The sequence below is a fragment of the Gardnerella sp. DNF00753 genome, assembly GCF_049244275.1.
GTDB lineage: Bacteria > Actinomycetota > Actinomycetes > Actinomycetales > Bifidobacteriaceae > Bifidobacterium > Bifidobacterium greenwoodii.
In genome coordinates, this window is record NZ_CP058393.1 from 182961 (window position 1) to 206698 (window position 23738).

The 23738-nt window shown below is 43.1% G+C and carries 18 protein-coding genes and 1 tRNA gene; 17 read left to right on the top strand and 2 right to left on the bottom strand.

Annotated elements, in window-relative coordinates:
* The first annotated feature begins 391 nt into the window (after positions 1-391).
* The 4 genes from HXT33_RS00815 to HXT33_RS00830 all read left to right on the top strand — a co-directional run bounded on the left by HXT33_RS00815 (position 392) and on the right by HXT33_RS00830 (position 7762).
* Positions 392-1684, top strand: coding sequence for a metallophosphoesterase (locus HXT33_RS00815; protein WP_004129597.1), 1293 nt, complete (start codon positions 392-394; stop codon positions 1682-1684).
* Positions 1685-1794: 110 nt separating this feature from the next.
* Positions 1795-3156, top strand: coding sequence for a UDP-N-acetylglucosamine 1-carboxyvinyltransferase (gene murA, locus HXT33_RS00820; protein WP_050543282.1), 1362 nt, complete (start codon positions 1795-1797; stop codon positions 3154-3156).
* A gap of 167 nt (positions 3157-3323) precedes the next feature.
* Positions 3324-5249 (top strand): serine/threonine protein kinase, encoded by a 1926-nt coding sequence (locus HXT33_RS00825; protein ID WP_421787146.1) that lies wholly within the window; start codon positions 3324-3326, stop codon positions 5247-5249.
* A 92-nt stretch (positions 5250-5341) separates the two neighbouring features.
* Positions 5342-7762 (top strand): hypothetical protein, encoded by a 2421-nt coding sequence (locus HXT33_RS00830; RefSeq protein ID WP_421787148.1) that lies wholly within the window; start codon positions 5342-5344, stop codon positions 7760-7762.
* Positions 7763-7825: 63 nt separating this feature from the next.
* Here HXT33_RS00830 and HXT33_RS00835 read toward each other — a convergent pair.
* Positions 7826-7898 (bottom strand) — tRNA-Ala (locus HXT33_RS00835).
* 106 nt (positions 7899-8004) lie between these two features.
* A complete protein-coding gene (locus tag HXT33_RS00840) occupies positions 8005-8673 on the bottom strand; it encodes a DedA family protein (RefSeq protein WP_308581913.1) in 669 nt (222 codons plus the stop codon).
* 240 nt (positions 8674-8913) lie between these two features.
* Between HXT33_RS00840 and HXT33_RS00845 the strand changes: the two genes are divergently transcribed.
* From HXT33_RS00845 to pstS, 13 genes are all read left to right on the top strand, one after another.
* Entirely contained in the window at positions 8914-9702 is a 789-nt protein-coding gene (locus HXT33_RS00845; RefSeq protein ID WP_165844179.1) for a hydrolase, read from the top strand.
* Between the two features lie 259 nt (positions 9703-9961).
* On the top strand, positions 9962-10402 hold the full coding sequence (locus HXT33_RS00850; RefSeq protein WP_421787151.1) for a hypothetical protein: 441 nt from the start codon (positions 9962-9964) through the stop codon (positions 10400-10402).
* A 132-nt stretch (positions 10403-10534) separates the two neighbouring features.
* Complete coding sequence (gene rpsO / locus HXT33_RS00855) at positions 10535-10804, top strand: 30S ribosomal protein S15 (protein WP_004135787.1); 270 nt, start codon at positions 10535-10537, stop codon at positions 10802-10804.
* A gap of 288 nt (positions 10805-11092) precedes the next feature.
* Positions 11093-13885 (top strand): polyribonucleotide nucleotidyltransferase, encoded by a 2793-nt coding sequence (locus HXT33_RS00860; RefSeq protein WP_421787153.1) that lies wholly within the window; start codon positions 11093-11095, stop codon positions 13883-13885.
* 122 nt (positions 13886-14007) lie between these two features.
* Entirely contained in the window at positions 14008-14871 is an 864-nt protein-coding gene (locus HXT33_RS00865) for an aldo/keto reductase (RefSeq protein WP_421787155.1), read from the top strand.
* Positions 14872-14884: 13 nt separating this feature from the next.
* Entirely contained in the window at positions 14885-15850 is a 966-nt protein-coding gene (locus tag HXT33_RS00870) for a polyphenol oxidase family protein (protein WP_421787157.1), read from the top strand.
* Positions 15851-15879: 29 nt separating this feature from the next.
* Positions 15880-16551: a pyroglutamyl-peptidase I gene (locus HXT33_RS00875; RefSeq protein WP_116794354.1), complete on the top strand. Its 672-nt coding sequence runs from the start codon at positions 15880-15882 to the stop codon at positions 16549-16551.
* A 169-nt stretch (positions 16552-16720) separates the two neighbouring features.
* Entirely contained in the window at positions 16721-18154 is a 1434-nt protein-coding gene (locus HXT33_RS00880; protein ID WP_421787159.1) for a cell division protein, read from the top strand.
* Between the two features lie 69 nt (positions 18155-18223).
* Positions 18224-19558, top strand: coding sequence for a C1 family peptidase (locus HXT33_RS00885; RefSeq protein ID WP_375169115.1), 1335 nt, complete (start codon positions 18224-18226; stop codon positions 19556-19558).
* Between the two features lie 148 nt (positions 19559-19706).
* The gene (locus HXT33_RS00890; RefSeq protein ID WP_421787161.1) at positions 19707-20888 is read left to right on the top strand and encodes a 3-deoxy-7-phosphoheptulonate synthase; all 1182 of its coding nucleotides are present in this window, start codon (positions 19707-19709) and stop codon (positions 20886-20888) included.
* Positions 20889-21021: 133 nt separating this feature from the next.
* Complete coding sequence (locus HXT33_RS00895; RefSeq protein WP_421787163.1) at positions 21022-21519, top strand: hypothetical protein; 498 nt, start codon at positions 21022-21024, stop codon at positions 21517-21519.
* Complete coding sequence (gene mtnN / locus HXT33_RS00900) at positions 21512-22237, top strand: 5'-methylthioadenosine/S-adenosylhomocysteine nucleosidase (RefSeq protein ID WP_116794349.1); 726 nt, start codon at positions 21512-21514, stop codon at positions 22235-22237. Before HXT33_RS00895 ends, mtnN begins: the two co-directional genes overlap by 8 nt.
* 207 nt (positions 22238-22444) lie before the next feature.
* A complete protein-coding gene (pstS, locus tag HXT33_RS00905) occupies positions 22445-23671 on the top strand; it encodes a phosphate ABC transporter substrate-binding protein PstS (RefSeq protein WP_116794348.1) in 1227 nt (408 codons plus the stop codon).
* Positions 23672-23738 lie beyond the last annotated feature (67 nt).

The following is a 23738-nucleotide window of genomic DNA, read 5'->3' on the forward strand; positions in this document are numbered from 1 at the left end:
GATTGTATTGCTTTTGGCAGTCCAAAAATCAAAAACCCCGGCGCGTGACCGGGGTTAGAGAAAAGAGAAGAAGAGAGGTTAAGTTCTTTAAGGTTTCGTAACTACTTGTTTGTAGTTCGTTTTCCTTTTGATGTATCTATAATAAACACATTATGCTGAGTGCAATAATGCGATTGCCTGTAAGTTTCCTGTGAATTTGTAACTATTTTGCTGATTTTTGCTGATTTCTACCCATTCTTCACCAGTTTGCACCTGTTTTTTCGTTGGATCAACGAGTTTTGCGAATCTCAATCATTTTGCAAGCAAACAGATTTTTACAAGAATTAGCGAATTTTTGAAAACACTGCAAAAAATTTAGTGAGTCGTTTCGTATCTGCCGTATGCTTAAAGTATGAGTGATTCTGCACAATCTGAAGTTACTGCAAACGCAGAGCTTCCTTTATCAATTTCAGCGCGATTGGGACGCTTACAGTTCCATCTTTCTGGTAAGTTTCGCGTACTTCAATGTGCAGATGTTCAAGATGTTCCTAAAGTGTCGTCGGATACTATTCGACTAATTGAATCTGCTTGCAGCGCCGTGCGTCCCGATTTGGTTGTGTTTACAGGTAATCAGATTGCTGGCTACGAAAAAGTTTTTTCAAGCACTTTTACGCGCAGACGTTGGCAGAAGTCTGAAAATATGCCTGACTGTGATAGGAAGCAGCTACTTCAGCAGGTTAAAAACGGAATATCTCGCTTAGTTGAACCATTAGAAAAGCGCAAAATTCCATGGGTTGTAACATATGGTAATCATGATTTTCAGTGTGGATTAAGTAACGAGGAGCTTGACTCACTGTATCGTGAATTTTCTTGCTGCATGAATCGTGTTTCTAACTATACGTCTTCATCAAGCGCAATGCAGTCAACGAATTGTATTTTACACAAGCAGATTATATTGCCTTGTGAGCCTGGTACTTTCGCTCTTCCAGTTATGGACGAAAGTCAAGAAAATGTTGTTTTTTCAATTGTTTTAATAGATTCAGGAGATTATTCTCAATCGGGCGGCTACGGCCAGCCTTCTAAAAAGGCTCTTAATTTTGTAGAAAAGCTTCCGGATTCTTTGCCGCCTCGTTTCTGCGTGTTTCAGCATTTTCCGTTGCAACAGTATTATCGTGTTCTTCGTGAGGTTTCTAAAGATTCTGCTGCACAAGAAAGCGCAATTGAAGGGTATCGTACTTTTTCTGGACGTTACTACGCTCTTGACGAGAATCGTGTTCTTCCGGACGGCTATTTGGGCGAGGGTATTAGTTGCCCAGATGTTGACAGCGGCGAGTTTGCGCTTTTAGCTAAAGTTGGCGCGTTTGCTGTTGTTGCTGGTCACGATCATCTAAATGCTTTTGCTGGTAAAGAGCCTGAAAAGAATATGCTTCTTATTGCAACTCCTACTTGTGGATTTAGTTCATACGGCCCGGAGCCTGCAAAGCGTGGTGTGCGTTTGCTTGAATTTGATATTCGTCACCCATTTGAACCGCGCACGCAAATGCTAGAATTTGGCAATCTTGTTGGCAAACCATCAACTAAAAAGGCTTATACGTATGGTCTTACCGCAGAATCTGAGCATGATTTACCTGAGGTTGATTTATTGCGAAAACCATCATTGCTAACTAAGTTAATTCGCAGATGGCGTCAGCATCAAACCCATTAAAATGCGAGTTTAGCGGAGTTAGTATTTTATTAAGCAATATATCTGAGCGCGTTGGCAAGTATGCCGGTATGATAGTTAATAGTTTTTTAGCGCGAACGAAAGAGGTAAACGTGTCCGCACATAATACGGCTGAACAGAACAACAATAGTGGCATTGATGCTGCAGACGTGTTGCATGTAGAAGGTGGTAAGCCGCTTAATGGCACTATTAAAGTGCGTGGTGCGAAGAATTTTGTAAGCAAGGCAATGGTTGCTGCTCTTTTAGCACCTGGAAAGTCTGTGCTTAAAAATGTTCCAGAAATTCGTGACGTGCATGTTGTTTCAGATTTATTGCGTTTGCATGGTGTTTCTGTAGACGTAAATGGTCCGGAAGGAATCGTTACAATCGACGCAACAAAAGTGCAGCTCGCAGATGTTGCAGACGTCGATACTCTTTCCGGCTCTTCGCGTATTCCTATTCTTTTCTCTGGTCCTCTTCTTCATCGTCTTGGAGAAGCGTTTATTCCAGCGCTTGGAGGCTGTAATATTGGCGGTCGCCCAATTGATTTCCATCTTGAAACCTTGCGAAAGCTTGGTGCAAATGTAGATAAAGATCATGAGGATGGCATTCATATTACTGCGCCTAACGGTTTGCACGGCACTAAAATTCATCTGCCGTATCCTTCTGTTGGAGCAACGGAGCAGACTTTACTTGCAGCAGTTCTTGCAGAAGGTCGAACTGAGCTTTCGGGTGCTGCAATTGAGCCTGAAATTATGGATTTGGTAGCTGTTTTGCAAAAAATGGGTGCGATTATTTCTGTAGACGTTGACCGTACTTTCCGAATTGAAGGCGTAAAAGAATTACAAGGCTATACGCATACTTCACTAACCGATCGAATTGAAGCTGCTTCTTGGGCTTCGGCGGCTCTTGCTACTCACGGAGACGTGTTTATTAAGGGCGCAACTCAGCCGGAAATGATGACTTTCTTAAACGTGTTCCGTAAAGTTGGCGGACAATTCGACGTTACGGATAAAGGTATTAGATTCTGGCATCCGGGTGGAGATTTGCATCCTGTTGCTATTGAAACCGACGTGCATCCTGGTTTTATGACGGATTGGCAGCAGCCGCTTGTTGTTGCGCTTACTCAGGCGAAGGGCTTGAGTATTGTGCATGAAACGGTTTACGAGAATCGTTTTGGTTTCACTAAGCCTCTTGTTCAAATGGGTGCTATGGTTCAGCTGTATCGTGAGTGCCTGGGTTCTCTTCCTTGCCGCTTCCAGCAGCGCAATTACAAGCATTCTGCCGTGATTTTTGGACCTACTCCTTTAACCGGTCAAGATATTGACGTTCCGGATTTGCGAGGCGGTTTTAGTCATTTGATTGCAGCTCTTACTGCTAAAGGTCCATCTAATGTTCGTGGTATTTCGCTAATTGATCGTGGTTACGCTGATTTTCGCGGAAAACTTCTTGCACTTGGCGCGGATATTGACTAATTAATCCAAGTATTTTGTAGGATTCTAAGCTTTTAACCACAATAGGTAAAAAAGCTTTTTTATGCACGAAATTATCGATACAGTAGTCGCAATTGTAATTTAATTGCTCAGTAAATTAACCAAATTTTGCCGAGCAATTTACATTATTTAGATTGCGAGGCTTAACGATGGTTTGTGTAGGAGGGCGATACCAGTTACTAGGAGAGCTGGGTTGCGGTGGTACTTCAACCGTATTTCTTGCGGTTGATACCGTGCTGCACAAACAGTGGGCTGTAAAAGAAACCTTGCTTCAAGGTGACGAATCGTATCGCAAAAATATAGTCCAATCTTTACGTGCTGAAGTTGATGTATTAAAAGAGTGCGATCACCCTGCAATACCTAGAATCGTCGATTTTTTTGAAGAAAATGGTCGAGCTTATGCCGTACGAGATTATGTAAAAGGACGTTCTCTTAAATCAATTGTTGACGAAGAAGGTTTACAAAACCCTGCAACGGTTAAAAACTGGGGAGTGCAATTATGCTCGGTTTTAGCTTACTTGCACTCGCATTATCCTCCAATTATTTATGGTGATCTTAAACCTTCAAACGTTATTATTTCGCAAGACGGAACAGTTCGTCTAATTGACTTTGGTGCCGCAAGCAAATTGTATACTCGCGAAGGAGCTGTTGATTTTCAATCTGCTAGTATGAGAGGTTTTGAGAAATCAGATTTGCGTTTTGCAACTCCACGTTTTTCAGCGCCTGAAGTTTTAGATGGTAGTGAGGAAATAACTCCTGCTAGTGACGTTTATTCTCTTGGAATGACATTGAGATACGCGTTATTTCCTAGCGATGCTTCTAAAGCAGGTCTGCAAGCTGTAACTGTAAGTAGCGAAAATCGCGAATTGTTTGAGAATCTAGTATCTGTTATTGCACTGGCAACTACTTCTAACCCTTCGCACAGGTATAAAGATTGCGAAGAGATGCTTTCTGCGCTAGAGTCATGCGGATTAAGCAGCAGTAGAAGTTCATTAAATAATAAAAATTCTGTTATTAGCAGGCGAAAAAGTCGAGAATCTTCTATAAAGAGACGAAAGCGTAGCCTGCAGATTAGCACTCCTGTAAAAACTGCAGGCTTATCTGCATTGCTGCTATTTTTTGTGGTCGTATTATTCAACTGCCTGCCTATTTTTAGCAGCAATGCAGCGGTTAAGCCTACGAACAAAACTTTAAGCGCAGAAGCGAAAATAAGTCGCCTGAAATTAATAAAGAAAAATAAAGCAGATTACGATTCTCTTATACGTATGTCGGAACGTGAAAGTAGCTCCGATTTTGCTAAACGCTATATTTCGCGCGCTATGAAAATCCAAAATAGTATGTTGCAAAAGCATTACGTTCGGCAAATGTCTTTTAGACCTTTGCGCGTTTTGCTGCGCTCGCAACTTGCAGATCAGCAGTGGAGTGCGGTTGAGGAGCGCGATTTTATGAGCTTAATAAGTAAGTATGATCATCAGCTGCGTTCAAATAGCAACGATTGGGCAAGTATTTCTGGCGATATTGGTAAAGCGTATTGGTACTATTTTGCAGGATTTTCTGGAAAAGTTGTGAATACGGAAAGGCTTTCGCGCATGCGAGTGGCGAGGGCTTGGTTTGTTGACGCATTGACAACTTTCAAATCCGATTTAGTGAAAAATCAAGTGCACGAAGCACACAAGGAAGCAAGTAATAAAGCAAGTATGTTTAAGGCTTATGTTGCTATTTCTGATTGCTACGCTCGTCTTGTTGATGTTAGTACAGATGCTCCAAATGAAGAAACGTATAAACAGTATGTGAACTATTTGCTGAATCTTATAAAAATATCGAAGCAGAATAATGTGAACATACTTCGCATTGATACTGGTGAATTGGTGCTGCAATCCTTACATTCTTGGATGCGGATGTTGCGCGGAAGTGGTTTTAGTAAGCAAGAAGTTCAACAGTTATGTGATGATGCGAAAAATCTTCTTGATCAGGCACATGCTTCGAATGATGATGTTGCAAAAAGGCAAAAAGCTGCGCTTGATAGTGTGCGTCAAATTCAAGATGAAATCAACTCAATTTTTTCAGAAAAATAATTTAAGTAATAAAAGGTAATAAAAGTAGAACAAAGTAACAGCAAAGTAATAACAAAATAAAACAAATAAGGGATTAACAAAAGGGGGAATATATGAAACAGCAAAATCGAGAAGGGTTTGCTAAGGCGAAACATTCTTTGTGGGTGAAGGCAGAGATGTCTTTTAATAAACTTATTAAAAGACCTTTAGCAAGATTTATTGCAGGTGTTTGCATCTCTGCATTTTTCTTTATGAGCATTGTTGCAGTATTGCTGCCGATTAATGCTTCCTACGCTCAAACAAAGAATATTAGTGTAACAACAGAAAACCATGTAAAAACGCAGAATATCAACACTGATCGAAATTTGCACATACGACATATTTCTGTTATGCCAAACCAGCGAACAGTTCGCTCTAAAGCTAAGTACATGTTTACTAAGCGTCCAGTTTTGCTAGTTGTTACGGTTGACGGAATGGATGCGTCAACAATAAAGCGTATTCACAAAGTTTATGTAAATATTGGACGGTACAAAGTTGCTAATTCTAAAGCTGAGCTGGCTAAAACAGAAGTGTTGTCGTCTTTAGTTAATTTCCGCTACCAACTACGCCCTATCCCGGTAGGAGTAGTAAAAGTTGAGTTGAAAAGTCGCGGAATTTACGATTTGCGCGACGTTTCAGTGCGAATTGCGTCCGTGGCAATTGCGCCGCATCGCATATGGGGTGGTAGTAATGCAAATAAAAAGAACGAAAATAAGGCATCTAGTATTACTCGTGTAGCAAAATCTTCTACCAGTAAAATGAATTTTCAAGAGCCAATACTAAATATTCCTGCTTTAGCTGTAAATATTTCGGATTCAACGCAAAGTAGCAATATGCTAGATTCTTCACGTTTCGTGGTTATTGATTATACTGAGCCGCGGCTAAAGGTTATTTACGACAACAATACCGTTTACGGAGGTAAATATTTTAAGGCAAATCGTTCAGCTAGGGTAATAGTAGACGATGAGTCTTTTGCTTTTTCTTATCTTCTTGGAGACTCTTTGCCAATAGCAACTGTTAAAGCAAACGGAAAACAAGTTATTAATCTAACTGCTCAACAGTTTAAAAACGACAGTTTGCATCCAAACATTTGGTATGCAGATATTTCGTTTAATAAAGATGCTTCTTGGGAAGCCAAATATGTTGCACAAGATTTGTCTGGCAATTTCAGTTCTTCCCGTAGTGACAATTTTGTTATTGATACTCACATTCCAACTGTTTCGATTACCGGTGTTAGTAATGGTGGAGCTTATTCTCGTGAAGTAAAACCAACTGTTGTTATTAGTGATAATTACTTGAATCCAAAAAGTGTAAAGTGCTGGTTGCGTCGCATTCGTGGTGGTCAGAACGTAAATCCAGCTTCTGCAAAATTTAGTAATAACAGTGCAAAAGTCCAGTACGAAGCTTTTTATAGTGGTCCAAGCGATGACGATATTTATCAGTTGCAGTGGAGCGCAAAAGATGTGGTAAATCATGAGATTCACGGAAGTATGCAATTTTCTATTAACAGCTCCGGATCAACGTTTAGCTTAGATAGTTCAACTGCTGCAATGAACAACAAACAGTTGCAGCATGCGAAAGATGTTCGTATTGAAGAAGTTAATGCCAGTGCTTTGGCGCATCCTGCAAAAGTCAGCGTTGTGCAAGACGGTGTTGAAAGAAACCTAAGTAAAAACGATTTTTCTGTAGCCGTAAGTACAGATCGCGGTTGGCCTCGTTTAACATACACTATTTTCCAACGTAATTTTGCGGATAATGCGAATTACAGAGTGTTAATTAATTCTGTAGATAAAGCAGGTAATCATTCATCTAACGAGCGAGTAGTAGGTGAATCTAACGGAGTGCTACGTGCGTCTTCTGCGTCTTTGCGATTTACTGTAGACCATCTTGCTCCTCTTGCAACAGCATTTGATATTCGTAAAAATTCAGTTTACAAAACTGAAAAAGATGGAAAATTAGTGAGAATTAGTGCAAAAGATAATATGGCTTTGAAATTAGTGTCATTTAATGTTGACGGCAAAGCTAAGCATATTTGGCGAGGAAAGTCGGCGAATAAGCCAGTACTGTCTTTGAAAATGAAGCCTGATGGTGAGGCACACGATGTTCTTGTAAAAGCTGTGGATTATGCAGGAAATATAACAGAGTTAAGATACAACAATGTGAAAGTTGTGCAGATTTCGCACAGTCTAAAAAAGATTTCTGCATTAGAAAAGAAGAAAAATGGTGGTAAAAAAGACGATAAAAATGATGATGTAGCAAGCTCTCAAGTGCAAGATTCGAATAATACAAATAATGCAAATAAAGCGGATTCTAATGGAGTATCTAATGATGATTTGAGCAGCGATTTGAATGATAAAAACACAAGTGGAAGAAGCTCGTCAAATCTGCTAGTAGTGCTTGCGTATGTTGGAATAATCGTTGTGGCATTGTTATGCGTGGCGCTTGGAGCTGGAATAATCTACAAAAAGCATAAAAGTAGTAAGGAAGATGATTAAGTGCGCAATAGGGCTAAGCGAATAAAAAAGCCCACTGCGGTGGAATGAATGCAGTGGGCTTCGTGGAGCTAATGGTAATCGAAACCACGACCTCTTCGATGCGAACGAAGCGCTCTACCAACTGAGCTATAGCCCCAAAATTAAAAAATATATTGTCTTACGACTCTGCACACTGTACTACAAATCTTGTATAAAAACAATATTTCTTATAGTGCAGTGTGCATGAGTGTCGTAAGTACAGTCTATTTAGATGCCTTTTTTGCCTTGTGTGCCTTGTATAAGCCAATAAAAGTTGGAACAAGTGAAATAAGTAAAATGGCAACAATCACTAATTCAAAATTCTTCTGTACGAAATCAATCTTTCCAAAGAAGTATCCAAGAAGCGTGAAAAGTGAGGACCATATAATTCCGCCAAGAATAGAAAATGGTGTAAAACGAACCCAGCGCATTCCAGATACTCCGGAAATAAACGGCATGAACGTGCGAATAAATGGGAAGAATCTGCCCAAAAATACAGCTAAAGGACCCCATTTTTCAATCATTGCTTCGGTTTTAGCAACTCGCTCTGGAGTAAGCGCCTTAACTTTACCGGATTCTACAATCTTGCGGCCGAAGAAATGGCCAATAAAGTAGTTGCACTGATCGCCAATAATAGGCGCTAGCCAAACAACCGCAAGCAACAGTGGAAGAGGCAGTGGGCTGTGACCGGTTTGAGCATCGGGAGCTGCAAAGAAACCAGCCGCAAAAAGCAAGGAATCTCCCGGCAAAAATGGGAAGAATACTACGCCTGTTTCAATAAAAATAATTAGAAAAATAAGACCTAATGCTGGAGCTGTACCCATCGCAATCCAACTTGCAATAGCGGAGCGTGGATCCTTAAGTAAGTTGACAATAAAATGAATAAATCCCATGATATCCTGTCGTATTTTTTGCGACTAAACGCCGCTTTTTAAGCAAAACGCATGCAAAACATGCCTTTACAATGAGACTAGCAGTCGGTATAAACGGCAAACATGTTAAGTGCACTACTTCTTGCGCGAGTTATTGAATACAATAATAAAGTATTGATAAAGTATTATTACTGTTACGCAGGTGTGCTTAAACTTGCGAAGGATTGGGCGAATGCTAAAGATTGGCAGGAGAATTATCTTATGACATTGAACGATGAACATAGTGAGAGTCCTAAAAGCTTTACGCCAATAAAAGTAAGACGACGTCCAACATCTTCTAAAAGTGCTGCGCCGGCAGAAGGTGCTGCGCCTGCAAAAAGTGCTGCGCCTGCAAAAAATGATGTGTCCGCAAAAAATGACGCGCCTGTAAAAGAAGTATCAGATGAGTATTTAAGCTCAGATTTGCCTGAAACAGAATTATCAATTGCCGATTTTTCGCGTAAGCATGCGAATCCTAAGCGTTGGTGGATATATTTAGGAATATTATTGCTCGCAATTGTTCTACCGTATTGGGTTGGGCGCACTCTTGCTGTTCAATATACGTCGTGGGTTGTTTCGCATTGTGCAGGATTGTCTGCTCAAGGAGTAGTTTTTATTTCCTGGGTTATTACAGTTGCTGCTTTTACAAGTCTTGCAATGGCTTTAATTGAATCAAGTAGCTGGGTTTGGAGATTTATTTTTGTGGTATTCCTAGCTTTTGAACAGCTTATTGCGGGATTGTGTATGTTAAGTATGAGTTTTTGGTATTCAACTTACGTAGTTTATGGTCCTGCTTCCGGGCTTGCTAACGCAGCTAATCTTGGCATTATTTCTGCAGGATTTGCTGTGGCTGTTTTTGCTGTATTATTCGTTGGTTTGCTTGTTATTATTCCTAAAAAATCGCGTCTAAATGTACTAACTCGCAGCTGGGCATCTTTTATTATGTTTTACGCTGTTGAAGTTTTGGCAATTATAGTTGTGATATTTGGTGGCTTTATGACCGCAATGTAATATTTGCACGGCAAATTTTGATTAACAATAACAACTTGTTGACGATAATTGTATCTAGTGCTATACCAAGTGATGTATATGCTCTTCTTTAAAAGAAAGTGGCTTTATTATGAAGCGATATAGCAAAAGCATTGTTTGTGAATAGGCATGATTGGCCTTTTTCAACTTCAGTAAAAATGGCTAATAAAAATTACGGTGGGAAGACTCGTTGGGTTGGTTTGCAGAGTCTTTACTAAAAGATTTTTAGATATAGGTGTATATGAAATTACATATTGGTTTATTTCACAGTAATCGAGACAATAAGCGCTGGTATATCGTATTGCGATGCGTGGCAGTGTACATCATTGTATGGCTATGCGTTTTTAATATGTTAAATGGCGCAAAAGAATCGTACTATCAACAATATTACGATTTGGATTATGCTCTTGATATTGATGGGTCAATTACAGAATCGTTGGAAATTGCTCATAAAAAATCTCCTGGCCATGAACCTAATATACAAGAATCTGCTCCACTTTCATGTAATGATTGTCAAGATAAGCTGTCGGACGAAGGCGTACCGCTGATAACCACAATGCTTTTTGATTATTTTAAATTTAAGAACGCGACGAGCGACATTGAAAAAGCAAAATATGAATTGCTTAATCACTCACTGTCTATATCTGATATGTATGTGACGCATAATTATGAATATGATTAAAAGATGTCATATGTGTAGTTCAACTTGTTGACGAGTGGTTGTATTATAGAAATTCGGCGTGTAACGCCCGCGGATTCACAAGCGCTACAACAGAAGGTTGTGGCACCGCGCAGTGATATTAAGGAGGACGCCGTGGCATTAACGGCTGAAGATAAGAAGAACATTATCAACGAATACGCGACGCACGAGGGTGACACGGGTTCCCCAGAAGTGCAGGTTGCTTTGCTTAGCAAGCGCATTTCTGACCTCACTGAGCACTTGAAGGAGCATAAGCACGATCATCATTCTCGTCGCGGCTTGTTGCTCATGGTTGGTGACCGTCGCCGTCTTCTTGATTACTTGAAGCGAGTTGACATCAATCGCTATCGTTCTTTGATTGATCGACTCGGCTTGCGCCGATAGTCTTTTAGCCCGGGCTTAGCTCGGGCTTTTGTATATATTTATATATACATAATTGAAAGCATAATTTAAAATTGAATCATAACTAAAGATTGAAGAATAATTTAAGATTAAAATAATTTAAGATTGAAGCATAACTAAATACGGATGATTGAAGTAACCGAAACAAAAAACACTACGAAATATTGGCGTGAAGGATTGCGAAAAATCGTTAGGGATAATAACAACGCGAAGTCGCCAATGTTATTACGCATGTTGGTTGATTAGGTAAGTTAAGAAAAGGAGGAACCCGTGGAGGGTCCCGAAATTAAGGCTGTAGAAGCCGTTATTGATAATGGTTCATTTGGTAAGCGCACGCTGCGCTTTGAAACTGGTCGACTCGCACAACAGGCAGACGGTGCTGTTGCTGCCTACTTGGATGACGATTCCATGATTTTGTCGACGACGACTGCAGGATCTAGTCCGAAGGAAAATTACGACTTCTTCCCACTTACTGTTGATGTGGAAGAGAAGATGTATGCCGCTGGAAAGATTCCAGGTTCGTTCTTCCGCCGTGAAGGACGTCCTTCTAACGAAGCAACATTGGCATGCCGAATTATCGACCGCCCATTGCGCCCACTGTTCCCACACACTCTTCGTAACGAAGTGCAGGTTGTGGAAACTATTTTGTCTATTAATCCTGACGATGCTTACGATGTAATCGCTTTGAACGCGGCTTCTGCATCTACTATGATTTCTGGTTTGCCATTTGAAGGCCCAGTTTCTGGTGTTCGTTTGGCTTTGATTGACGGCCAGTGGGTTGCTTTCCCACGCTGGAGTGAGCGCGAACGTGCAGTGTTCGAAATTGTTGTGGCTGGCCGAGTGATTGAAAACGGCGATGTTGCTATTGCAATGATTGAGGCTGGCGCCGGCAAGAACGCTTGGAATTTGATTTATAATGAAGGCCAAACTAAGCCGGATGAGGAAGTTGTAGCCGGTGGTTTGGAAGCTGCAAAGCCATTTATTAAGGTTATTTGCGACGCTCAAAATGAGTTGAAGCGCATTGCAGCTAAGGAAACCAAGGAATTCCAGCTCTTCCCAGAATATACGGACGAACTTTACGCGCGTATTGACGAAATCGCACACAAAGACTTGGATGAGGCTCTTTCTATTGCAGAAAAGCTTCCTCGTCAAGATCGCATCGCTGAAATTAAGGAAGGCGTGCGTGCTGCAATCGCAGAAGAATTCACTGATATGGACGAAGCTGAGAAAGAAAAGGAACTCGGCAACGCGTTTAAAGAATTGCAGCGTCAAATTGTTCGTCGCCGTATTTTGACGGAAGATTACCGAATTGATGGACGTGGTTTGCGCGATATTCGTACACTTTCTGCAGAAGTTGATGTTGTGCCTCGCGTTCACGGTTCTGCGCTCTTCCAGCGCGGTGAAACCCAGATTTTGGGCGTAACAACTTTGAACATGCTTAAGATGGAGCAGCAGGTGGATGCGCTTTCTGGCCCACAGACTAAGCGCTACATGCACAACTACGAAATGCCTCCATACTCCACTGGTGAAACTGGCCGCGTTGGCTCTCCAAAGCGTCGCGAAATTGGCCACGGTGCTTTGGCAGAGAAGGCTTTGGTTCCAGTTTTGCCAGGCCGCGAAGAGTTCCCATATGCTATTCGTCAGGTTTCTGAAGCTATTGGTTCTAACGGTTCCACTTCTATGGGTTCCGTTTGTGCTTCTACGCTTTCACTTCTTGCTGCTGGCGTTCCTTTGAAGGCTCCAGTTGCTGGCATTGCTATGGGCTTGGTTTCTGGAGATGTTGATGGAAAGCATATCTTCAAGACTTTGACTGATATTCTCGGTGCTGAAGATGCATTTGGTGATATGGACTTTAAGGTTGCTGGTACTTCCGAGTTCATTACTGCTTTGCAGCTCGACACTAAGCTCGATGGTATTCCTGCAGACATTTTGGCTGCCGCTTTGCAGCAGGCTCACGAAGCTCGTGCAACTATTCTTGAAGTTATTAACGAGTGCATCGATTGCCCAGCAGAAATGAGCCCATTCGCTCCACGCATTATTACAACCACAATTCCTGTTGATAAGATTGGCGAAGTCATTGGCCCTAAGGGCAAGATGATTAACCAAATTCAGGAGGAAACTGGTGCTGAGATTGCTATTGAAGATGATGGTACCGTTTATATTGCTTCCGAAGGCGGCGAAGCTGCTCAGAAGGCAAAGGAAATCATTGATTCTATTGCAAATCCTCGCGTTCCAAAGGCTGGTGAAACTTTCACAGGTAAGGTTGTGAAGACTACGAGCTTTGGTGCTTTCGTTAATTTGACTCCTGGAACTGACGGTTTGCTTCACATTTCGCAAATTCGTAACTTGGCTAATGGTGAGCGAATTGACACTGTGGAAGATGTGCTTAAGGAAGGCGATAATGTTGAGGTTATCGTTCAAAGCGTAGATGAGCGCGGCAAGATTTCCTTGGCAATACCAGGTTTTGAAGATCAAGAATCTTCTGCTCCAGCTCCTCGCGAAAATCGTGGCCGCGGTTCTCGTGACGATCGCGATTCTCGTAATGATTACCGCGGTGGACGTGGCCGTCGAGATGATCGCGACAGCCGTGATCGTTCGGATAGAGATGATCGTCCACGTCGTCGCATGCGTGATGATCGCGATGATCGTGACGACCGTGACAGCCGTGACAGCCGCTATTCCGATCGTGACAACCGTTACGAAGATCGCAATTCTCGTCGAGATGATCGTCGTTCGGATCGTGCAGATCGTTCGGAGCGCGACGATCGTTACGATGACGGCGATTTTGATGACCGTCCGCGCAGATCTTCTCATCGCGATGACCGTTACGAGGAGCGTGACGAGCGCGACAATCGCGACAATCGCGCAGATCGTGACGATCGTGCAGAGCGAGACGATCGCAATAGCCGACGCAATTCGGAAACTCGCCGTGGCTCCGATCGCAATCTTCGCTACGCTGCAGATGACGATCACTATGATGAGTATCGTTCTGCTCGCGAAGAGCGTACCGAGCGTCCTCGTCGTCGCGTGCGCCGCGATTTTGACCCATTTGAGGAAGATTAATCGCATAAAATTATCGAAAAGTTAATGCTAATCGGTAATAAATAAATAAATAACTTACGAAATGCCTTCAAATTGCGCTTGCATTTGGAGGCATTTTAAAACTGTTTAGATAAGAGGTAAATATGGTTATGCATCGTACACTGGGGTCGTTTGACACAACAGCCATTGGCTTTGGTGAAATGCCGCTTACAATCGAAAACAATCTTGGACACAGCATGGGCATTGAAACCATTCATGCAGCTCTTGATGCTGGCTGTACGCATATTGATACCGCATGGGCGTATTACTGCTCTGGTGGTGAGGAGCAAACTGGAGAAAAGCTTGTTCGTGAGGCTTTAGAAAGCTGGAAGGGCAATAAATCTTCTATTTTAGTTGCAACAAAAGTAGGTCATTTCCGTAACTTTACGGATTGCCGCCCAACGTGGGGTAAGGATGGCAAGCCGGAGCACTTAATTCGTCACGCAAAAGAGTCAGCTATGGCACTTGGCGTAGATACTATTGACTTGCTTTACTTCCACAGGCCAGATCCAGAAGTTCCATACAATGAATCCATTGAAGCAATGCAACAGCTGCTTGATGAAGGAGTTGCTCGAGAAATCGGAATTTCTAACGCTTCTGTGGAACAAATCGATATTGCGCGCAATATTTTAGGAGAAAAGCTAGTAGCAGTGCAAAATCAATATTCTCCAGTTCATTTAGAGAATGAGGATACTTTGCAATATTGCGAAAAGCTTGGAATTGCTTTTGTTTGCTGGAGTCCTCTTGGTGGATTCCGTCATCCGTATGACGAGCATCTTTTCGATCCATTCCGCAAAGTTGCCGAGAATCATGGCGTAAGCTACCAGCAGGTAGTTTTGGCTTGGGAGCTTGCAAAAGGTGAGCACGTATTTGTGATTCCAGGAGCGCACAGGCCTGCAACTATTCTCGACAGCTTAAAAGCTTCAGATTTGAACTTAAGCGATGAAGAATTGGCTTATTTAGGGTGAAAGAAAGTAACATATGCAACAAACAAGCGTAACTGGCATGCCGCTGCCGCATGAAGATAACGAAGGCAAGCCAATTCCTGTAACTATTCCAGTTGCATTAGGAACTCGCGCTCATGCAGTTTTTACTACTAGATTGGGTGGCATTTCTGAAGGTTCATTTGCTTCGCTTAATTTAGGTGGTCGTGCAGGAGATAGTGAGGAAGCTGTTACAAGCAATCGCGCAGCATTACAGCGTGCGTTACAAGCGGACTTATCTTTAGTTGCTCAAGTGCACGGAAATGAAGTTTTTGACGCGGATACTGTAGTTGATTCATGGAATACGCCTTACGGATTCGACGCAACTGGTTTTGCGGATTCCAAATTGCGTATTGAATCAGATGCGCAAGTTTCTACAGCCCACTCGCTTGCTTTGGGAATGTTTGCAGCCGACTGCTTGCCTGTTCTACTTGCGGACGACGAAGCTGGCGTAATTGCAGCAGCGCATTGCGGAAGAAAAGGATTAATGGCTGGAGTTCTTGATTCTGCTATTGAAGCAATGTGTAAAAAAGGTGCTGAACGCTCGCGAATAAACGCTGTTTTAGGCCCATGCATTTGCGGAAACTGCTACGAAGTCGGCGAAAGTATTGCGCTCGATTTTGAAAAACGCTACCCGCAAACCGTAACAAAAACTCGTTTCGGCGGAATCGGCATTGATATTGCTGAGGCTGCTCGAATTGACTTAGCTCTCGCAGGAGTTGCAAATATTGTTGACGCAATGCCTCGAGTTTATGCAGCAACGCAATATTTGCGTGAAGATGAGGAATTGCACACAATTTGCGAAGTAGACAGTGAAGGAGAATCTTTGCCGGAACGTTTACAAAATTTGCAAAACCCAATGTGCACTTTGGAAAATCCTCTGTGGTATTCGCATAGGCGCGCTCAACTTGCTGGAAAATCGCATGAAGGCAGACTTCTTGCGCTTGTAATACTAGACAAGTAGCTAAAATCTTCAGAAAGTAGGCTAATATTATGAATCAAATTAACGTTGTAATTTCAGGATTTGGTCCATATGCAGATTTAGAAGTCAACCCTTCTTACGAAGTGCCATCTGCACTAGAATCTGCGGAAAATCTTGCTAAAATGCAGCCTTCTGAAGATATTTGTGTAAAAGTAACGTCTGTTATGCTTCCGATTAGTTTTGCGAATGCTTGGCCTAAATTATTAGAAACAATTGAGCGCGAGCAGGCAAATATTGTAATCGCCACCGGCACAAAGCACACTGCGCGAGGTGTGCAGCTTGAAAGATGCGCAACTAATGTTATTGATGCTAAAAAGCCGGATGTAGATAATAGTCGCCCGCAAAAAATGCCGATTGTTGAAGATGGTCCTGCAGCTTACTGGACGAGGCTGCCTTTGCGAATGATTTTGCAGCGTTTTGCTCACGACTCAATTGCATCTAATTTAAGCTCCGACGCAGGAACGTACGTGTGCAATTCTTTGTTTTATCAGCTTTTGCACTGGGCGGCTAAAGATAATAAGCGTGTTCTTGCCGGTTTTGTGAGTTTTCCTCCGGTCGTAAGTTTGCACGATGCTAGAAACGGTTTGCCATTAAAACAGCAGATTGAAGCAGGGCAAGATATTGTGCGTGAAGCAGTCAGATATTATATGCAACCTTCTGCAGAAGGAATGTTATTAAAGTAGTTGTTACTAAATTATTTGTTACTAAATAGGTGATGATAAATTAGTTGTGTGAGCTTAGCAAAAACGTGCGCAACACACGAGTATTTTGCGCTCTTAAGTGATAGCGTTGATGCTGATGGCGTAGGCACACAGTCGGTGCAGCTTACTGGGGGCTTGTGAAAGGAATATTATGGCAACGGATTTATTCCCAACCGCGTTGCGTGGTTACGATAAAGACAAGGTAAATGAGGCCTTTGCTAACTATGAGCGTACAATTTCGCGTTTGCGTGAACAAGTGCGTTCCAGTGACGAATCAATTTTGCAATTGCAAGCTCAATTGCAAGAAGAAAAAAATAATGTAAAGCGCGCCAAAAGCGGAAATACTTTCGCATCTTTGGGTGCAAATGCGCAACAATTACTAGCATCTGCAGAACAAACAAGTGCACAATTACTTGAGCGAGCAAAGCAGGATGCTGCGTCAATCAAAAAGAATGCACAAGCTCAGGCTGGAACATTACTTAATAACGCTAAATTAGATGCAGCTCACTTAATGCAGGAGGCACAAACTAAAGCCGACACAATGCTTTCAAACGCTACGCAAAAGTCGACTCAAATGATGCAAGCTGCTCAAGAAGATTCTGCACGTTTGCGAGATACTACAGCAAAAGACGTTCAAGCGCAAAAAGATGCTGCAGAATTAGCTTTGCAAAATGCTCAAGAGGAGCACACTAAGCGCATGGCTTCTGAGCGCGCTAAGCAAGAAAGCAATATTTCCCAGCTTAAGTCGGAAGCTGCTCAAAAAATTGCAGAACAGCGTGCGGCTGCAAACGAAGAAATTGCACGCGCAAAGGCTGAAACTAATGATCAAATCGAATCTGCGTTGGCAGAGGCGAATAAAAAGTTGGCAGATATGCGCGAACATGCTTCTAAGATGATGGCGGATGCTCAGCGTAAGGCTGGCGAAATTACGGATGCTGCCGCGGCAAAAGCTCAGGAAATTGCGGATGATGCTCAAGTTGAGCGCACGCGTACGTTAAGCCAAGTTAGTGCAGAAGTTGAGCAGATTCGTGCAGATATTGCTGCCCAGCAGGAAGAAGCAACTAAGAAGGTTGACGCTTTGCTTTCTGGCTTGAAGGAAAAGGAGAGTGCAGCTCAAGAAGAAGCCGATGCTTTGGTGGCTCGCGCGAAAACTGTGCATCAAGAAGCTGACGAATATGCGGCGCAAACGCATCAGGCTGCAGATAATCAGGCTGCTGATATTGTGCGCAAAGCTATGCAGGAAGCGACTGCTCAGGTTGAAGAGCGTAGGGCTGCAGCACAGCAGGAATTAGATGGTATGACTGCGCGCTTGAGCCAATTGCAGCATCGCGAGGCAACTATTACGCAGCGAGTTACAGAATTACGTTCGCTGTTTGCAAACGCGTTCTCTGGTTTTGATTTTGGAGATGCTCAGCAGGATCAGCATGTTCAGCAGGCTTCTGACGATGTTGACGATTCTGCGGATGCGAAATCTTCTGCCGAAGCAAAGCAGGCTCAGCGAGATGTTCAGGCTGCGCTTGCGGAATCTGAAGAATCTAACGAATCTGACGAATACAGTGAATATGACGAATCTCAAGAAAATTAGTAAAATAAGTTTTCTAAACAAATTTTCTAAATAAATTTAACTAAATAATTAATAGGAAAGGTAAGAATAGTGACTGAGATCACCGCTTTAACTGATGAAGCATTGCAAGGTTTGCGTGAGGATTTTGACGCGAATCCGTTAAACCGTTTAGCCATGAATGGTGTGACTGCTGCTGGTATTGATAAGGTTGCGCGTAATTATGACCGCGCTCGCTTGTTGCAGCGTCGTTTTTCCACGATTGTTGACAACGGTGATGCTACGCATCAGGATCGTTCTGGACGCTGCTGGCTGTTTAGCTCGTTGAACGTGGCTCGTTTCATTGCTAAAAAGTCGCTTGGTTTGAAGGAATTTGAGTTTTCTCAGAACTACGCAATGTATTACGACAAGCTTGAGCGAATTAACTACTTCTTGAAGGATGTTGCGGCTTTGGTTCGCGCGGGCGAGCCTTCAGATTCTCGTTTGATTCAGCATTTGTTGCACGACGTTATGGGCGATGGCGGTCAGTGGACCATGGCTATGAACGTTTACAAGAAGTATGGTGCTGTTCCTAAAGATTTGTTCCCAGAAACCGCTTCTTCTAAGAATACTGGCGCTATGAATACACAGTTGCGTGCGCTTTTGCATACTGCTGTGGCTCATATGTATGCTAATGCTACTGAAATTGATGAGATTATTGCAGACGCTACTGCTGCAGGTCATAGGATTTTGACAATTCACTTGGGCGAGCCGCCTAAGAGCTTCGATTGGGAGTGGACTGATAGCGACGGCAAGTTCCATCGCGATGGTGAGATTACGCCAGTTGAGTTCTGGAAGAAGTATGTGAACGCTGGTCTTGAGGATTATGTGTGCTTGGTTGACGATCCTCGCGCTGAGCATCCTAAGGGCAAGAAGATTGCTATTGAGCATTTGGGTAATGTTGCCGGCGGAGACGCAACCGAGTATTTGAACGTGCCAAACCAGTTTATGAAGGATTGCGTGCGTAAGATTTTGGTTGAGAAGGGCATTCCAGTTTGGTTTGGTGCCGACTGCCATCCTATGATGGATCGCGAAAATGGCGCTTGGGCTACGGATTTGTTCGAGTACGGACGAGTTTATGGCGTTGATTTCGATTTGGATAAGGAAGAGCGCGTGCGCTTTGCTGATTCTGCGATGAATCACGCTATGGCTTTTGCTGGTGTGGATGTTGCTGACGACGGCACAACTACTCGTCGCTGGCGCGTAGAGAACTCTTGGGGCACTGACATTGCGGATAAGGGTTACTTTACGATGAGTGACGATTGGTTTACTGAGTATGTGTATGAGGTTGCAGTGCCGAAGAATCTGCTTCCGGAAGAATATCGCAAAGCACTAGAAGAGCCAGCAATCGTTTTGCCGGCGTGGGATCCAATGGGCGCATTAGCATAGCTTGAAATCATTAGGATTTCAAGCTATGCTAATGCGCCGAACTCGCTATTGCAGAGAGTCCAGTGGACTCTCTGCGCGAGTTCGGCGGTGCGCGTTCTAAAAACGCGCACCGACCGCACCAAGCATTGTTTTATAGGATGGTGAACAAATGTCTTCTACGGCTGAGCAGCGTACTTCTCGCGCGGTAAAGAAGGAAGTTGAGGAGGGGCGCAACCCTCTTAACTCTGCGAAGTTCCAGCGATGGGAGGACCAGGTTGGTGTGGATCGCATTATCAACCGCCGCGTGCTTGAGCTGGAGCCGCTGCCGACTCCTGCTCAGGTGCTTGGTGAGTTGCCGTTGTCGCCGTATGCGCAGGATATTGTTGCTGAGTCTCGCGATGAGATTCGTGGATGTTTGAATGGCGACGACGACCGTTTGCTGGTTATTGTTGGCCCGTGTTCTGTGCATGATCCTAAGGCTGCTCTTGATTATGCGAGTCGTTTAGCTAAGTTGCGTTCGGAGCTTGAAGATGAGCTTCTTATTGTTATGCGCGTGTATTTTGAAAAGCCGCGCACGGCTCTTGGCTGGAAGGGTTTGATTAACGACCCAGATATTGACGGAACGCATGATATTCATAAGGGTTTGCTTCTTGCGCGTAAGACTTTGCTTGGTGTGTTGGATGCTGGTTTGGCTGCTGCTACTGAGTTTTTGGAGCCGACTAGCCCGCAGTTTATTGCGGATGCTGTGAGTTGGGGCGCGATTGGTGCGCGTAATACGGAGTCTCAGATTCACCGTCAGCTTGCTAGTGGTCTTTCTATGCCGGTTGGTTTTAAGAATGCTACTGATGGTTCTGTTTCTGCTGCTGTGAATGGTTGCTTGGCTGCGAGCCAGCATCATACGTTCTTTGGTATTGATCATCTTGGTCGCGCTTGCGCTGTCCAGACTCTTGGTAACCCGGATTGTCACGTGGTTTTGCGTGGTTCTAGTAATGGCCCGAATTATGATGCTGCGTCGGTTGCTTCTGCTGTGGCTTCAATTCGTTTGCGTTTGGGCACTGGTTGTGTGGCTTCCCATGGCGTTGTTGTGGATTGTTCTCATGGTAATTCTGGCAAGGATGAGCATCGTCAGATTGAGGTTGTGCGCGAGATTGCGGATCGTTTGGCTGCTGGCGAGCAGGGCATTAAGGGCGTTATGATGGAGAGCTTCTTGCAGGGCGGTAATCAAGATCCTGCTCCTTTGAGTGAGCTTGAATACGGCAAGTCTATTACGGATCGTTGTATTTCTTGGGAAGATACTGCCGATTTGCTAAGAACTTTAGCTAAATCTGTTGCAACACGCCGTAGAGATTAGAGACTAGAGATTAGAGATTAGAGATTAGAGATTGTAGTAAGATAATCTCAATTTACTTCTACTAGGCTTATATTTTACTGTATTTGCCAGTTAAGTTTTGCACTATATTTTGCGTACAAAGGAGTGTGTTGAAATGTATAACAAAGACTTGAATAAAGCGAATAAAGCGAATAAAGGTTTTGCGTGTAAAGCGTTTCCGATTGTGAAATATGTGCTGTTTGCTTTGATTGCAACTGGTGTTATTCTGCTTGCTTTTGCGTGGTATCGTGGCACTCATAGCGCAGGGTACACGCTTGTTACTGATTCTGCATTGTGGTTTAGCGTTTTTATGCCGTTTGTAACTGGAATCGTTTTGCTTATTTTTGCTCGCGGATGGCGTCGCATTGTTGGCACTTTAGTTTGTGTGTTGCTTATAGCTGGATTTTTCGCTTTTCTTGCCCTGCATGATCAGATTATTGCGTTTTTCAACGTTCCTATTACGAATCCGTGGTTTGATTTTACGTGTGGCGCATTGCTGAAGATTGCGACTTTGACTTTTGTTATTATGACTTTAGTCTGCGTGTTTTTGGTTAAGAATAACGATAAATGCGTAAGTAGTGAAGTAAAAAAGGATGATTCTGTTAATGTCTAATACTGAAAAACTTACGAAAGTTGATATTACTAAAGTTGCTATTGTTGGCGCTTTGGATGAGGAAGTTGCGCATATTTCTAGTGCGCTTGAAAACGTAAGCCACAAGAAGGCTGCGAGTCTTGATGTATCTTGCGGCACTCTCGACTCTGCGGATGGTAGAAAAATCGAAGTCGCGGCTACGGTTGGTGGAATGGGCTTAGTAAATGCTGCTGCAACTGTGCAGTATCTTATTGACGCATACAATCCTCAAGCCGTAATTTTTTCGGGTATTGCTGGAAATCTTAATAAAAATTTGCATACGAACGATGTTGTTCTTGGAAAAACTGTAAAATATCTCGATACTGATATGCGCTTAATTGGCCAGTGGAAGCCGTTTGCAAGCGAGTTTCATTCGGATGATTATCTTCTTAAAGTAGCTAGCAAAGTGCTCACCGATATGAAAATCACACATATTGCTGGAACGATTGCGTCCGGCGGATATTTCGTTGATTCTCCAGAAAAAGTTGCGGAAGTAATAGAAGCTACTAAAGCCGATGCTGTGGAAATGGAAGGCGCAGCAGTCTTACATGTTGCTGCTCGTAACGACGTTCCTGCGCTTGTTGTGCGCGCAATGAGCGATAATGCAGACACAAAATACGAGGATTTTCACACTTTTGACATTTCCGAATATGCAGACACTGCTGCAAGAATTACGGTAAATATTCTTCGCAATTTGTGACATTTCGACACGCCGAGGCGGTCGCCGACCTTCATTTTGCTTATCTCGCGTTAAATATAGCGCCAAATACCGCCATTTTTGATACCCACTTTGTTTTTGCCGGTGCGGTTTAACCCACCTATTTATGATGGTTGCGTTAATAAAAAAAGATAGGGATTAATTAAAAGAATGCGCCCAATTCGCAAATATGGCTATAGGAACGCGAAAATGTGGTGGGGCGCAAGGCAATTCTTCGCGAAAGGAAAGAAGAATATGCGTAACAATATGAATAAGTCAAATATGAACAAATTGAATATGAATAAAAGCGCACTTAAGTTCCGTAGTATTGCTGCGGCGGCGCTCACTTTCGGCTTGTGCGCGACTTGCGCTGCTTGCGGCGACAATAGTCCAGCAGACAACAACAACGCAACCGGCGCGCAGAATGCAAAAATTTCCGGCAATTTCCAAGGCTCTGGCGCTTCTTCACAGCAGGTTGCAGTAGAAGCATGGATTGCAGGATTCCAAGCCAAAAATAGCGGTGTAAAAATTGCATACAATCCAACAGGCTCCGGCGCAGGAGTTACAACTTTTATGACTGGTGCTACGGCTTGGGCTGGTTCAGACAAGCCGCTAAGCGACGACGAGGTAGAAAAGTCAAAGTCGGTTTGCGCAAATGGTACTACAGCTTTTGACGTGCCTGTGTATGTTTCACCAATTGCGATTATTTTTAATCTGAAAGGCGTTTCGGATGCTGGCAAGCATATTAATTTGGACGCTTCGACGATTGCTAAAATTTTCGACGGCAAAATCACGCGCTGGGATGACGATGCGATTAAATCGCAAAATCCTAAGCTAAAACTTCCTAGCACTCCAATTACGGTTGTTCACCGCTCCGATAAGTCTGGCACAACGCAGAATTTCTTAAGCTATGTGAAGGATGCAGCTCCAGACGATTGGTCGCACGATCTTTCTGAAAACTGGCCAAATAGCGTCGGTCAAGGCGCGAAAGGCACTTCTGGTGTTGTGTCAACAGTTCGCATGGCTGACGGTGCTATTGGCTACGCTGATTTTTCGCAAGTTGGTAAGCTTGGCACAGTTGCTGTGAAGGTGGGAGATACTTATAATGAGATTTCTCCGGATGCAGCGTCGAAAACTTTAGCTGATTCCGAGATTGATTCTGATGCTTCGGCAAAGTATCCTAATCGCGTTGTTATGAAAATTAATCATAATACGCAAACTAAGGGTGCGTACCCGATTGTGTTGGTTTCTTACGATATTTCTTGCCCGGTTTATAAGGATTCTTCAACTGCTCAGTTTGTGAAGTCTTGGCTGAGCTATGTGACTAGCGCGGAAGGTCAGAATGCTGCTTCTTCTGCTGCTGGAACAGCACCACTTCCGCAAAATTTGGTTGGCAAAATTAACAAGTCAATTCAAGAGATTAAAACCGGAAAGTAAAAACTGGAAAATAAAAAATAAAAATCGAAAAGTAAAACTGTAAAGTAAAAACTTTTCGTAACTGATA

What these genes read in the sequence shown, in the direction of transcription:
- pstS (WP_116794348.1), top strand. Translation starts at nt 22,445, where the DNA reads ATGTGGTGGGGCGCAAGGCAATTCTTCGCGAAAGGAAAGAAGAATATG.
- HXT33_RS00840 (WP_308581913.1), bottom strand. Translation starts at nt 8,673, where the DNA reads ATGGGATTTATTCATTTTATTGTCAACTTACTTAAGGATCCACGCTCC.
- HXT33_RS00830 (WP_421787148.1), top strand. Translation starts at nt 5,342, where the DNA reads ATGAAACAGCAAAATCGAGAAGGGTTTGCTAAGGCGAAACATTCTTTG.
- HXT33_RS00825 (WP_421787146.1), top strand. Translation starts at nt 3,324, where the DNA reads ATGGTTTGTGTAGGAGGGCGATACCAGTTACTAGGAGAGCTGGGTTGC.
- HXT33_RS00880 (WP_421787159.1), top strand. Translation starts at nt 16,721, where the DNA reads ATGGCAACGGATTTATTCCCAACCGCGTTGCGTGGTTACGATAAAGAC.
- HXT33_RS00890 (WP_421787161.1), top strand. Translation starts at nt 19,707, where the DNA reads ATGTCTTCTACGGCTGAGCAGCGTACTTCTCGCGCGGTAAAGAAGGAA.
- HXT33_RS00845 (WP_165844179.1), top strand. Translation starts at nt 8,914, where the DNA reads ATGACATTGAACGATGAACATAGTGAGAGTCCTAAAAGCTTTACGCCA.
- HXT33_RS00850 (WP_421787151.1), top strand. Translation starts at nt 9,962, where the DNA reads ATGAAATTACATATTGGTTTATTTCACAGTAATCGAGACAATAAGCGC.
- HXT33_RS00870 (WP_421787157.1), top strand. Translation starts at nt 14,885, where the DNA reads ATGCAACAAACAAGCGTAACTGGCATGCCGCTGCCGCATGAAGATAAC.
- mtnN (WP_116794349.1), top strand. Translation starts at nt 21,512, where the DNA reads ATGTCTAATACTGAAAAACTTACGAAAGTTGATATTACTAAAGTTGCT.
- HXT33_RS00875 (WP_116794354.1), top strand. Translation starts at nt 15,880, where the DNA reads ATGAATCAAATTAACGTTGTAATTTCAGGATTTGGTCCATATGCAGAT.
- HXT33_RS00865 (WP_421787155.1), top strand. Translation starts at nt 14,008, where the DNA reads ATGGTTATGCATCGTACACTGGGGTCGTTTGACACAACAGCCATTGGC.
- HXT33_RS00815 (WP_004129597.1), top strand. Translation starts at nt 392, where the DNA reads ATGAGTGATTCTGCACAATCTGAAGTTACTGCAAACGCAGAGCTTCCT.
- HXT33_RS00895 (WP_421787163.1), top strand. Translation starts at nt 21,022, where the DNA reads ATGTATAACAAAGACTTGAATAAAGCGAATAAAGCGAATAAAGGTTTT.